This is a genomic window from Stenotrophomonas sp. 22LJNL06-5-1, from assembly GCF_056861455.1.
The window spans coordinates 852,082-864,598 of the sequence record NZ_JBSPUE010000001.1; the positions used below are offsets into that span (position 1 = coordinate 852,082).

General features: G+C 67.2%; 11 protein-coding genes. 3 read left to right on the top strand and 8 right to left on the bottom strand.

Features of this window, described 5'->3' with window-relative positions; genetic code table 11:
- Positions 1-16 precede the first annotated feature (16 nt).
- Both AC13GF_RS04065 and AC13GF_RS04070 read right to left on the bottom strand, forming a co-directional pair.
- Positions 17-649: an energy transducer TonB gene (locus AC13GF_RS04065; protein WP_483003361.1), complete on the bottom strand. Its 633-nt coding sequence runs from the start codon at positions 647-649 to the stop codon at positions 17-19.
- 91 nt (positions 650-740) lie between these two features.
- Positions 741-1,298 carry a DUF3228 family protein gene (locus AC13GF_RS04070; protein WP_024957288.1) on the bottom strand — a complete coding sequence of 186 codons (558 nt, stop codon included), beginning with the start codon at positions 1,296-1,298 and terminating at the stop codon, positions 741-743.
- A gap of 136 nt (positions 1,299-1,434) precedes the next feature.
- Between AC13GF_RS04070 and AC13GF_RS04075 the strand changes: the two genes are divergently transcribed.
- Positions 1,435-2,952: an amidohydrolase family protein gene (locus AC13GF_RS04075; protein ID WP_483003362.1), complete on the top strand. Its 1,518-nt coding sequence runs from the start codon at positions 1,435-1,437 to the stop codon at positions 2,950-2,952.
- A 6-nt stretch (positions 2,953-2,958) separates the two neighbouring features.
- On the opposite strand, the gene AC13GF_RS04080 is transcribed toward AC13GF_RS04075, so the two are convergent.
- The 3 genes from AC13GF_RS04080 to AC13GF_RS04090 are packed head-to-tail and all read right to left on the bottom strand — an operon-like array spanning position 2,959 to position 5,686.
- Positions 2,959-3,690, bottom strand: coding sequence for a LytR/AlgR family response regulator transcription factor (locus tag AC13GF_RS04080; RefSeq protein WP_483003363.1), 732 nt, complete (start codon positions 3,688-3,690; stop codon positions 2,959-2,961).
- Positions 3,687-4,733 (bottom strand): sensor histidine kinase, encoded by a 1,047-nt coding sequence (locus tag AC13GF_RS04085; protein WP_483003364.1) that lies wholly within the window; start codon positions 4,731-4,733, stop codon positions 3,687-3,689. Before AC13GF_RS04085 ends, AC13GF_RS04080 begins: the two co-directional genes overlap by 4 nt.
- Positions 4,734-4,759: 26 nt before the next feature.
- Positions 4,760-5,686, bottom strand: a complete 927-nt coding sequence (locus tag AC13GF_RS04090; protein ID WP_483003365.1) for an alpha/beta fold hydrolase — start codon at positions 5,684-5,686, stop codon at positions 4,760-4,762.
- 203 nt (positions 5,687-5,889) lie between these two features.
- Between AC13GF_RS04090 and metF the strand changes: the two genes are divergently transcribed.
- Together metF and AC13GF_RS04100 are read left to right on the top strand one after the other, a co-directional pair.
- Positions 5,890-6,717, top strand: coding sequence for a methylenetetrahydrofolate reductase [NAD(P)H] (metF, locus tag AC13GF_RS04095; protein WP_483003367.1), 828 nt, complete (start codon positions 5,890-5,892; stop codon positions 6,715-6,717).
- A 40-nt stretch (positions 6,718-6,757) separates the two neighbouring features.
- Positions 6,758-7,342 (top strand): DUF4124 domain-containing protein, encoded by a 585-nt coding sequence (locus tag AC13GF_RS04100; RefSeq protein WP_483003369.1) that lies wholly within the window; start codon positions 6,758-6,760, stop codon positions 7,340-7,342.
- An 87-nt stretch (positions 7,343-7,429) separates the two neighbouring features.
- Here the strand turns inward: AC13GF_RS04100 and AC13GF_RS04105 are convergent, their stop codons facing one another.
- From AC13GF_RS04105 to AC13GF_RS04115, 3 genes are all read right to left on the bottom strand, one after another.
- Positions 7,430-8,386, bottom strand: coding sequence for a Nudix family hydrolase (locus AC13GF_RS04105; protein WP_483003370.1), 957 nt, complete (start codon positions 8,384-8,386; stop codon positions 7,430-7,432).
- 113 nt (positions 8,387-8,499) lie between these two features.
- The gene (secA, locus tag AC13GF_RS04110; protein WP_054171022.1) at positions 8,500-11,232 is read right to left on the bottom strand and encodes a preprotein translocase subunit SecA; all 2,733 of its coding nucleotides are present in this window, start codon (positions 11,230-11,232) and stop codon (positions 8,500-8,502) included.
- Positions 11,233-11,550: 318 nt separating this feature from the next.
- On the bottom strand, positions 11,551-12,507 hold the full coding sequence (locus AC13GF_RS04115) for a M23 family metallopeptidase (RefSeq protein WP_024957280.1): 957 nt from the start codon (positions 12,505-12,507) through the stop codon (positions 11,551-11,553).
- Positions 12,508-12,517 lie beyond the last annotated feature (10 nt).

Here is a 12,517-nt window from a genome sequence, read left to right on the forward strand (position 1 = left end):
CCGCCCTGCAGACGCCTCAGTTGAGCTTGAACGTGACCGTGCCGCGTATCAGGCTCATGCCTGGCGCCTTGCCTGTCGCTTCACGCTCGTAGCGCCAGTCGCGTGCGTGCTTGAGCGCCGCCGCATCGAGCAGCGGGTACCCACTGGATCGCGACAGGATGATCGCCTGGGTCTTGCCCTGTGCATCCAGCAGCAGCATCAACTCGACGCCACCCTGCTGGGCCTCGCGCATGGCGGCCGCAGGATACGTCGGGACCGACGAAAGTCGCCGCTGGTGCCAGCCTCCCTCCCGGGCAATCAACGGCGTGCTGGAAGAGAGTGGGCAACGCGCAGGCATCTGCAGGTCGAAGCCCGCAGCCCCTTGCGAAGGCCGGGTGGTGGCTGGCGCACCACAGGCGATCGCCGACACGCTCTGGAGCAACGACTGCTGACGCGAAAGCGCTGCTGCGTCATCCGCTTCCACATGGAACGTGCAGCGCCCCGACGTTGCCTGCGCCTGCAGTGAACCCACGCCCACGTCGCGGATCTGCGTCACATCGGACAGGGCCCCACAGGCGGCGCCTGCATCGTACTTCGCTGCCGGGCTTTCACTTGCGGCCAGCAGGCCTGCGGCGACCCATGCAAACGGCATCCAGCTGCGAACATTCATCCCTGTGCTCCCTGCGTTGATTCACCGCCATGGTAGCGCCCCGCTGCAATCCGCCCTGTTCACATGCCGACTGTCCGGCCACAGCGTGGGCTCACGGTCGCCAGTTGGCGTTGTTCTCCCAGAACTCCACCGAGCGCCGGTAGGCCTCCCGGTCCAGCGGCACACCGGAACCGCCTTCCTCCACGCCCAGCGCATTGCGCATCATGGTGATCGGCGCCATCGGCACCTCTTCCGGTTCGGCAGTGTAGATGCAGCCGACGATGCCCCAGTCGGCCTCGATCGGTGAACCTTCTTTCGCCAGCTGCCCGGCGCTGTACAGGATCACCACCAGGTAGTTCGCACGCGGTGATTCCACGCCCTCGAACCAGCGCACCAGCACCGGCAGTTCCTCGCGGTTGCGCGCCTCGTAGCCGCTACGCAGCTGGTGGCGGTTGGCCTCGGTGACCGGCACCGTCAGGCAGCGCGTGCTGGTCCAGTTCTCGTAGACGAACAACTTGCAGAACGGGGCGTAGCCGTCGAGCACCTTCAGCGGCGCGTGCGCATTGAGGTGTGCCTCGAACTGCTCGGCAGTGCAGTCCTGGATGGTGTTGCCGCGTGGCACGCGCGGGAACAGGCGGGGACGGGCGAAATCGGTGAGGACGATGGACATGGCATGGCGTGATCGGGAGTTCCACCGCACAGGGTAACCGCCCCGGCGACAGGCAGGGGCGGATGCCGATGGTCACTGGCGCCCGCGTCCGGCTTGCAGCACTCTGCGGGCGACCCAATGCAAGGATCGCCGGCTCATGGATGCAGCACGCGCGTTGCCCCGTTCCGCCCGCCGTCGGCGATGGCCGATCGTCCTGGCCATCCTGCTGCTGGCGCCGCCATTGCTGTTCGCCGCCGCCCTGCTCTGGCCACTGTCGGCACCGCCGTTGCCCGAGCCGGGCAACAGCCGCATGATCGTCAACGCGCGGGTGGTGGACGTCGCGCGCGGCCAGGTCAGCGAACCCACCACAGTGACAGTGCGCAACGGCACCATCACTTCCATTGGCGAAGCTCCACGGGACACCGCGTTGCCGGTGCTCGATGCCGGTGGCCGGTGGCTGCTGCCCGGTTTCTGGGACATGCACACCCATGCACTGCAGTTGTCGCCCCAACTTCAGTTCCCGCTGATGCTGGCCAACGGCATCACCGGCACCCGCGACATGATGGACTGCCCGCAGGCCACCGATCCGCTGATCGCCTGCGTGGCCGACAAGCGCCGCTGGACCGCACAGGCCATTGCCGGGCAGCAGGTTGCACCGCGCTTCGTGCAGATCGCCAGTTTCTACTTCGAAGATCCGTCACTCGCGCCGGAGGCCGCGGCTGCGCGTGCACGCACGTACAGCGCACGCGGTGTCGACGCGTTGAAGGTCTACAACCGGCTGCGTGCGGATACCTACCAGCGGCTGGCCACCGAGGCGCAGCAGCTGCGCCGTCCGCTGGTCGGCCACCTGCCCAGGGCCGTGCCTCTGGACGACGCGGTGCAGGCAGGCCAGCGCAGCTTCGAACACGCCCATCTGTTCGTGCGGCATTGCTTCGAAAACGCAGCCGCCTGGCGTGGCGGCACGCTCGACGGCGAAGACCCGACCAAACTGGCCGAACGCATGGTTGCCAGCTATCAGCCCGCGCTCTGCAGCAAGGCGTTCGGTTTGATGCAGGCCAGCGGTGCCACGTTCGTGCCGACCCATGTCACCCGCGAAGAGGACGCGCGCGCACGCGATCCCACCTTCGTCGACGACCCGCGCCTGGCCTATCTGGATCCGCTCTCACGCTGGGCGTGGCGTGATGACCTGCAGGCCACCGTGGCACGCTACCCCGGCCCGCGCGGTGAAACTGCACTGAAGGCCTACTTTGAGCATGGGTTGGCGCTGACCGGTGCCGCACATCGCGCAGGTGTCACCGTGCTGGTCGGCACCGATACCGGACTGGGCGGCTTCCGCTACCACGATGAACTGCAGTGGCTGCGGCAAGCCGGTCTGAGTCAGGCCGACGTACTGCGTGCAGCCACGCAGCAGGCCGCGCGCCATCTGCAGCTGCAGGCGTCACATGGCAGCGTCGAGGTCGGCAAAGCCGCAGACCTGGTGTTGCTCGATGGCAACCCGCTGCACGACATCGCCAATACCCGCCGCGTGCATGCGGTGCTGCTGGCCGGCCACCTCTATGACCGCCCGCGGTTGGATTCGCTGCTGGACTATGCGCGCAGGCAGGCACGCTCGCCCGCCGTGATGGCACGCCTGCTGTGGGGCTTCATCACCAGCCCGGTCAGTGCCGAGCTGTAGCGGCAGCTACAACGCCATCCGCTCGCGCAGTTCACGCGCCTGCCGCCGCGACACCTCCACCTCGCTGCCGTCATCCAGCGCCAGGTCGTAGCCATCAGCGATGCTGGGCGTCACGCCTCGGATGCGGCGCAGGTTGACCAGCGTATTGCGGTTGGCGCGGAAGAACAGCTCCGCCGGCAGGCGTGCTTCCAGCGCACTCAGGCTGCGGGTCAGCAGGGCGTTCTGGTCGCGGAACCACAGCCGCGTGTAGTTGCCATCCACCACCAGCCGGCGGATCTCCGAGACCGCGACGAACCAGCAGCGTTCGCCCTCGCGCACGAACACCTGGTCCTGCGCAGCCAGCGTGCTGCGCGGCTCCAGCGTTTCGCCCGCCACCACCTCGCGCTGGCGCGCCCGCTGCAACGCTTCCAGCAAGCGCGGTGCCTCGACCGGCTTCACCAGATAGTCCAGCGCGTTGGCCTGGAACGCGCGCACCGCGTAGGTGTCGTAGGCAGTAACGAAGACCACCGCCGGCACCGCCTCCAGCCCATCCAGCACATCGAAGCCGCTGCCGGAGGGCATCTGCACATCCAGCAGCACCAGGTCCGGCGCCAGTGTGGCGATCGCCTCGCGCGCAGCAGGCACGTCGTCGGCCTCGCCCACGCACTGCACCCAGGGCAGCGCCGACAACAACGTGCGCAGCTCCTGCCGCGCCAGCCGTGCATCATCAACGATCAACACACGCAGCACGCCACTCATTGCGGAATCTCCAGCAGGGCCTGCATGCGGTCGCCGACCGGCTGCAGGGTGAAACGACCTTGCCTACCGAGCTGCGCACGCAGGTAGGCCAGGCCGACGCCATGCCCATGGGTGGGCTCGTTGGCGCTGCCAAGCGGATTGGCCACCTGCAGGCGCAGCACGTCATTGTCCAGCGTGGCACGGATCTGCACCTCGCCGCCGCCGGGGCGGCTGGCGATGCCGTGCTTGATCGCGTTTTCCACCAGCAGCTGTAGTGCCATCGCCGGCAACTGCGCCTGCATGGCATCGGCATCGATCTGCTGCAGCACCTTCAGGCGCTGCTCGAAGTGGACCGCCTCGATGGCCAGATAGTCGTCGACCACCGCCAGCTCCTCGGCCAGCGTGACCTGCTCGCTGCGGTTGTGCGCCAGCGCCTGGCGCAGCGTGCGCGACAGGCGGGTGACCATGTCGCGCGCACGCTCAGGATCTTCCAGGATCAGCGCACGCAGGTTGTTCAGCGCATTGAACATGAAGTGCGGGTTGAGCCGCGCACGCAGCGCATCGCGTTCCAGCGCACTGCGCTCGGCCTCGGCACGCAGGCGTTCGAGTTCCGCGCGGCGCGCCTGGCGCAGGCTGTGCAAGCCGGCCCACAGCGCGGTCCACAGGCCGAGCAGCAGCACGGTGTTGAGCAGATAGGCCAGCCGTGCCACCGGGCGGAAGTCACCCGGCTGCCCACCGAAATCCACCCAACCCAGTGCCAGCGCCGGCTGCAACACGGCCGTCAGCAGCAACTGCGCCAGCAGCGCGCCCAGCAGCACGGCCAGCGCAAGCCGCAGCACCAGCGCGCCAAACTCCCGCTGCCACCAGCGGCGCCGCAGGGCCATTGCACGCACGCCCGCACTGATGCCCCACAGCAGCGCGCCCAGGCCGACGCTGATGAGCGTGCCACCACTGCTGACGCCGCCGCCGAAGGTGCTGGTCATCGCCAGGCTGAGCGCGCAGAACAGCGCCCAACCGAGGGTGTTGATCAACCAGAAGCGCAGTGTGGAAGTCGAATCGGGCATGGCCATGGCCGGAGCGGTCGGAAGGATCAGCGGTGGCTGTCCAGGAATGCCTGCACCTGCCCCCGCAGCCACTGCGGATCATCCCACATCAGGAAGTGGTGGCCGGTCGCGCTCAGTTCGATGCGCACGCCGGGCAGCGCGGCGTACTGCGACTGGAAGATCGCACGCGCCGATGATTCGGTCGCACCGAGTGCCTGGTAGGACGCCCAGGCGCCCAGGACCAGCGTAGGCGAGTGGATGCCGGCCACCTCGCTGCGCAGGTCGGTCACCAGCAGCGAGTACATCGCATCGGCGGTGGTGGCGCGATCGCTGTCATGGCCCCAGCGCTTCAGTTCGGGCAGGCGCGCGGTGTTGTTGGTCAGCGGGGCCAGCGCCGCTTCGGCCTGCGCCTGGTAGCTGGCCGGGTCCGCAGCCAGCATCGCAGTGCGCATCTGTTCGGCCATCGGCTGCACGCTCTGTGTGGTCGCCTGCGGGTTCTGCATGCCTGCATAGAACGGCAACGAATCGACGATGACCAGCGGCCCCAGTGCGTCCGGTTCCTTCACCGCCATCTGCAGCGTCAGCACGCCGCCCAGGCTGTGGCCGACCAACGCCGGATGGTCCAGCTTCTGGTCATGCACATAGGCCAGCAACTGGTCGCGCATGGCCGAAAGGAAATCCGCCGGGCGCGGGTCTGCCGGCGCAGCGCCCGCAAACCCCGGCAACTGCACCAGGTGGCACTGCACGTCCTGCAACGCGCGGCAGGTGTCGCGCCAGACCTCGGCGCTGCTGTTCAAGCCGGGAATCATCAGCAGCGGGCGCCCCTTGCCGACCACCTCGACCTGCACCTTGCCCGCAGCCGGGGCGCCGGCGGCATGCGCCGAGCCGGAGCCGAGTACGGCCATTGCCATGCCGATCATGGCCAGCCGGGCCAGAGCCTTCATTGCGTACCAGAGTGCCAGGAATATCTTCATCGTCTGCTCCTTCATCGGGTGGGTGGTGCCGGGATGGGAGCAGCGTGCCGCCGGCCGCGGCATCCGGGTTGGGATTTCGGAGCAGTGGCCGGAGACCGGGGCGAACGGTCGCGTGCCACGGATGGCCTGCCCTCACACAGTAATCGCACATCCATCTTGATGAAGCGATATACTGATCCGTACCCGCCGCCGCCGCCCGCGCCATGACTGCCATCAGCTTCGAGTTCTATCCGCCCAAGACTGACGAACAGCGCAGCCAGCTGGACCGCGCCGCGGCCAAGCTGAAGGACTACGGCCCCGAGTACGTGTCGTGTACCTTCGGCGCCGGTGGCTCGACCCTGAGCTACACCTCCGAGACCGTGCGCCATCTCAACCAGCACCATGGCTTCGATGCCGCGCCGCACCTGTCGTGCGTGGGCGGCACCCGCCAGGAGATCCGCGAGCTGCTCAAGCTGTACCGCGCCATCGGCTGCCGCCGCCTGGTCGCGCTGCGTGGCGACCTGCCGTCGGGCATGGGCTTTCCCGGCGACATGCGCTATGCCGCCGAACTGATCGACTTCATCCGCGCCGAGCACGGCGATGCGTTCCATATCGAAGTGGGCGCGTACCCCGAAACGCATCCGCAGGCCTCCGACGCACTTTCCGACCTGAAGCACTTCAAGGCCAAGATCGACGCCGGTGCCGATGCGGCGATCACCCAGTACTTCTTCAACCCGGACGCGTACTTCCATTTTGTCGACGAAGTGCGGCGGCTGGGCGTGCAGGTGCCGATCACGCCCGGCATCATGCCGATCGCCAACTTCAGCCAGCTGCGCCGCTTCTCCGAACAGTGCGGTGCGGAGATTCCGCGCTGGATCAGCCGCAAGATGCAGGCCTATGGCGATGATGCGGAGTCGGTGCGTGCATTCGGCACGGAAGTGGTGGCCCGGCTGTGCCAGCGCCTGATCGAAGGCGGCGCACCCGGCCTGCACTTCTACACCCTGAACCTGGCCAAGCCGACCACCTCGGTGCTGAAGCTGCTGCAGGGCTGAAAGCACGGCGCGCAAGCGTGATCGGCGCTACCCTGCGAGGATGATCCGGCTTTCCTTCCTGCTGTTGCTGCTGCCGCTGTGCGTGCTGTCGAGCGATGCCCACGCGCAGGCCACGCGCCTGAACCGCTGCACCGATGCCCAGGGCCAGAGCGTGTATACCGACCGGCCCTGCGACAGCGTGGGTGCGCAGTCGCGGCTGCCACCGCCTGCGCCCGCCGGCAACACCCTGCAGCGCGACACCCTGGGGGCACGCTGCCCGCGGCGACTGAGTGAACTGGTGGATGCGCTGCGCATCGGCATCCTCAGCAACGATGTGAACCGGCTGTCCTCGCTGTACCTGTGGGGCGCGGTTTCTGATGCGGGCGCGCAGCGTATCCTCGGCCAGTTGGAATCGTTGGCGCGGCGGCCGTTGGTGGACGTGGTGCCGGTGTATCCCTCGCAGGCGCTGCCGCTATCGCAGGATGAAGGTCAGAGCCCTGCTGCGCAGGGATCCGACCTCGAGCCCCCGGCCGCTCGGCATCCGGTTGGCCTGCGCCTGGAACAGACCTTGCCCGGCAGCGTGTCGCGCGCTTCGACGGTGCTGGGGTTGCGGCGGCAGTACGGGTGTTTCTGGATCACGTTGTGATCGCGAGCATCCATCCACGCATGGCGTGGATCTACTGCCTCCATCCCACACGGTAGCGCCGGGCCATGCCCGGCGAGCGAAGCAGCTTTACGCCGGCCACAGCCCGCGAATGGCGGCGATGCCCTGCCCGCCATGGCGACGCGCTTCGGCGATGTGACCGCGGCCCACGCCGCCCAGCGCATAGATCGGCAGTGACACCTGCGCGCGCAGCTCGGCGAACGCGTCCCAGCCCAACGGCACCGCATCCGGATGGCTGGCCGTGGCCTGCACCGGGCCCAGCACGGCGAAGTCGCAGCCCAATTGCTGCGCGGCCTGCAGCTGCTGCAGGTCGTGGCAGGACGCGGCCACCAGCTGGCCTTCGGGCAGCGGACGCTGCGACAGCTCCAGCAGCTGTTCGCTGCCCAGATGCACACCCACGCCCAATGCGCGTGCCAGCTCGATATCGCGGTTGAGCAGCCACTGCACCCCGCTGCGACGATGCGCGCGCACGGCCTGTTCGACCATCGCCTGCCGCTGCGGATGCGCCGATGGCAGCCGCAGCTGGATGCGCTGCTGGCCCGCGGCCACCACGCGCTGCAGCTGTTCATGCCAATGCTGCAAGCCGCCCTCATCATCGGCCGGCGCCGGGGTGATCAGGTAGCTGTCGGGCTGGCGCAGAGCGGCCACCACCGGCAGATCGGCCGGTGGCATCGAATAGCGACCCAGCTTGTCCGGTGCCACCCAGGTAATGGCCTGGCCCTCCCGCCCACGCGGCGTCCCCTTCCAGCTGCGCACGTGGCGCACTTCCAGGGTCAGGTGCTTGTCCGGGTAGCGCTGCGGCACATCCATCAGCCATTCGCCGACATCGGCTTCGATGCCCAGTTCCTCGCGCAGCTCGCGCACCAGCGCCTGTTCGGAGGTCTCGCCGGATTCGCGCTTGCCGCCGGGGAACTCCCACAGGCCGGCCATGTCGCGGTTCTCGGTACGGCGGTTGAGCAGCACGCGGCCACGGGCGTCGGTGATGACGGCGGCCACAACGTGGATCGATCGGGTGGGGGAAGCCATGAGGGAAGCATGCCCAGAACAGGGCGGCCCGCGCAATCTCGGATCCGGCCGGATCAGCCCCGCGAAACAGCCGCCATGAAAAAAAGAGCCCCGCGTTCGCGGGGCTCTTCGGGTCAGCTCAGCTGGCCGTGGCAGTGCTTGTACTTCTTGCCACTGCCGCAGGGGCATGGATCGTTGCGGCCGATCTTCGGCTCGTCGCGCTGCACCTGTGCGATGCCCTGCTGGGCAGCCTGCACCTGCGCGGCTTCCTCGTCGGCGCTGTAGCCGCCCACGTCCTGGTGCTGGAACTGCGACTGGCTCAGGCGGGCTTCGGCCTGCTGGCGTTCGGCCGCTTCCAGCGCCTGCACTTCCTCGTCGCTGCGGATGCGCACGCGCGACAGCAGGGTCACCACTTCGCGCTTGACGTTTTCCAGCATGTCCGAGAACAGCTCGAAGGCTTCCTTCTTGTACTCCTGCTTCGGCTGCTTCTGCGCATAACCACGCAGGTAGATGCCCTGGCGCAGGTAGTCCATGCGGGCCAGGTGCTCCTTCCAGCTCTGGTCCAGCACGGTCAGCATCACGTGCTTCTCCAGCGCGCGCATGGTCTCTTCGCCGACGCCGGCTTCCTTTTCGGCGAAGTGCTGGTTGACGCGCTCCTGCACCTTGGCGGCAATGGCTTCGGCGTCCAGCTCTTCGTGCGACTTGACCAGGTCGGTCAGCGACATCTGCAGGCCGAAGTCCGACTCCAGGGTCGCCTCCAGGCCACGCAGGTCCCACTGCTCGTCGATCGAGTTCGGCGGCACGAAGCGGGCCACCACGTCGAAGATCACGTCGTCGCGGATGCCGTCGACGTTGTCCTTCACCGACTCGGCGTCCAGCAGTTCATCGCGCTGGGCGTAGATCACCTTGCGCTGGTCGTTGTTGACGTCGTCGAAGTCCAGCAGGTTCTTGCGGATGTCGAAGTTGTGGGCCTCGACCTTGCGCTGCGCCTTCTCGATCTGGCGGCTGACCAGGCGGTCTTCGATGACGTCGTCTTCCTTCATGCCCATCATGCGCATGGCCTTCTGCACCCAGTCGGAGGCGAAGATGCGCATCAGGTTGTCTTCCAGCGACAGGTAGAAGCGGGACGAACCCGGGTCACCCTGGCGGCCCGAACGGCCACGCAGCTGGTTGTCGATACGGCGCGATTCATGGCGCTCGGTGCCGACGATGTGCAGGCCACCTGCAGCCTTGACGGCCTCGTGGCGCTTCTGCCATTCGGCCTTGACCGCAGCCTTCTGCTCGTCGGTCGCGTCTTCGCCCAGCTCGTGGATTTCCGCTTCCAGCGAACCGCCCAGCACGATGTCGGTACCACGACCGGCCATGTTGGTGGCGATGGTGACCGCGGCCGGACGACCGGCATTGGCGACGATGGTTGCTTCGCGGTCATGCTGCTTGGCGTTGAGCACTTCGTGCTTCACGCCCGCCTTGCGCAGGTGCTCGGACAGCATTTCCGAGGTTTCGATCGAGGTTGTACCCACCAGCACCGGCTGGCCACGCTTGGCGCACTCTTCGATGTCGGCCAGCACCGCATTGAACTTGCCCTTGCGGTTGAGGAACACCTGGTCCGGGCTGTCCTTGCGGATGGTCGGGCGGTTGGTCGGAATCACCACCACTTCCAGGCCGTAGATGCTCTGGAACTCGAACGCTTCGGTATCGGCCGTACCGGTCATGCCGGACAGCTTCTTGTACATGCGGAACAGGTTCTGGAAGGTGATGCTCGCCAGCGTCTGGTTCTCGCGCTGGACCGGCACGCCTTCCTTCGCTTCCACGGCCTGGTGCAGGCCATCGGACCAGCGGCGGCCGGACAGGGTGCGGCCGGTGAACTCATCGACGATGACCACTTCGCCATCGCGCACGATGTAGTCCACGTCACGCTGGTAGATCGCGTGCGCGCGCAGTGCGGCGTTGAGGTGGTGGACCACGGTCAGGTTCTGCGGCGCGTACAGGCCTTCGGTCTCGCCATCGAGGATGCCGGCCTCGACCAGCAGCTGCTCGGCGTGCTCCATGCCTGCTTCGGACAGGTGCACCTGCTTGCCCTTCTCGTCGACCCAGAAGTCGCCTTCGCCGTCTTCCACTTCCTGCTTGACCAGGTTCGGCACGACGCGGTTGACGCGGATGTACAGCTCCGGGGAATCATCGGCCGGGCCGGAGATGATCAGGGGGGTACGCGCTTCGTCGATCAGGATGGAGTCGACTTCGTCGACGATGGCGTAGTGCAGGCCGCGCTGGTAGCGGTCGGCCTTGGACAGCGCCATGTTGTCGCGCAGGTAGTCGAAACCGAATTCGTTGTTGGTGCCGTAGGTGATGTCCGAGGCGTAGGCTTCGCGCTTGTCGCTGTGCGGCATGCCCGGGTACACCACGCCCACGCTCAGGCCCAGCCAGTTGTACAGCTTGCCCATCTGCGCGGCGTCGCGGCGCGCCAGGTAGTCGTTCACGGTGACCACGTGCACGCCCTTGCCTTCCAGCGCGTTGAGGTACACCGGCAGGGTCGCCACCAGGGTCTTGCCTTCACCGGTGCGCATTTCTGCGATTTTGCCCAGGTGAAGCACCATGCCGCCGATCAGCTGCACGTCGTAATGGCGCATGCCCAGCACGCGGCGACCGGCTTCGCGGCAGACCGCGAACGCTTCCGGCAGCACCTTGTCCAGGGCTTCACCATCGGCGATGCGCTGCTTGAACTCCGGCGTCTTGGCCTGAAGCTGCTCGTCGGAAAGCTTCTCGATCTCCGGCTCCAGCGCATTGATCTTGGCGACGATGCGGTTGAGCTGGCGCAGCTGTCGTTCGTTACGACTGCCAAATACGCGGGTAAGCAGGCTGTTGATCATTGAAGGAACCGGGTTGGATGGACACGACGCCCGGCCTCCCCCTTGGGATCCGTCCGCCGCAAACGAAACAGGGCGCCTGGCGCCCTGTCGATGGCAACACCCATTGTAGCTTGGGACGGCCGGCTGAGGTTTCAACCCCGAGGGGTAGTGCCGGCCGCTGGCCGGGTACGCGTCAGCGCATGCGCGCTGGCGCTCCCACGCTTCGCTGCGCGAACCGCAGGCCCCTCTTACCTGGCCTCCACACCCCCGCGCCTACGGCGCTGCCCCCGTACTCCGGGGGCGGTAGTGCCGACCGGCGGCCGGCACCCCAACGCGGGATCAGCCGCGGCTGACGCGGCCGACCGGCGTGTTGCCGCCGTCGCCGAGGAACTTGCGCGGGTTGACCACGTTGCCGTTCTCCCACACCTCGAAGTGCACGTGTGCGCCGGTCGAACGACCGGTGGAACCGGCCTTGGCCACTTCCTGCCCGGCACGGACCAGGTCGCCCACCTTCACCACCAGGCGCGAATTGTGCGCGTAGCGGGTGACGTAGCCGTTACCGTGGTCGACGTCCACCACGTTGCCGTAGCCGCCCTTCACGCCGGAGAAGCTGACCACGCCTTCGGCCACGGCCATCACCGGGTCACCGACCCTGGCGTGGAAGTCCATGCCCTTGTGGGTGGCGGCACCGCGGCCGAACGGGTCGGCACGGGTGCCGAAACCGGAGGTCACATAGCTGTTGCGGATCGGCATGCGCGAGGGCACGGCGTTCTGCTGCAGCTGGTGGTCGAACATCAACGATTCCATCACCGACAACTGGCGGCCTGAAGCAGCGAAGCGCTGCTCCAGCACCTGTAAGTCGGCGTTGACGTCCTTGACCGGGATGTCGCTGGTCGGGCCGCCGGCGTCACCGTCACCGAGACCGGGGGTCTCGTTGAAGTCGAACTCGCCGTCTTCCAGCTTGCCCATCTGGGTCAGCCGTTCGCCGAGGGCGTTGAGGCGGGTGGCCTGGGCCTGCAGCTCGCCGAGGCGGGCCGCCAGCGCGTTGACCTGGGTCTGCGCATCGCGCTTGACCTTGGCCAGCTCCGCATCCTGGCGCTCGACCTTGGCCTGCAGCCGGGAATCATTAAGCGCGCTGGCGCCAATGCCGCCAGCAAGGCCGATAATGCAGCCTACCCCGAGCACGCTGCCCAGCAGGGCGCGGGGGCGGTCCTCGAAATAGAACCGCAAACGCGCGATGGGCGACGATTTGGCCTGTCCTTCACGCGTTTTGATTACGATCTTTTTGAATGCCATCAGTGAGTTT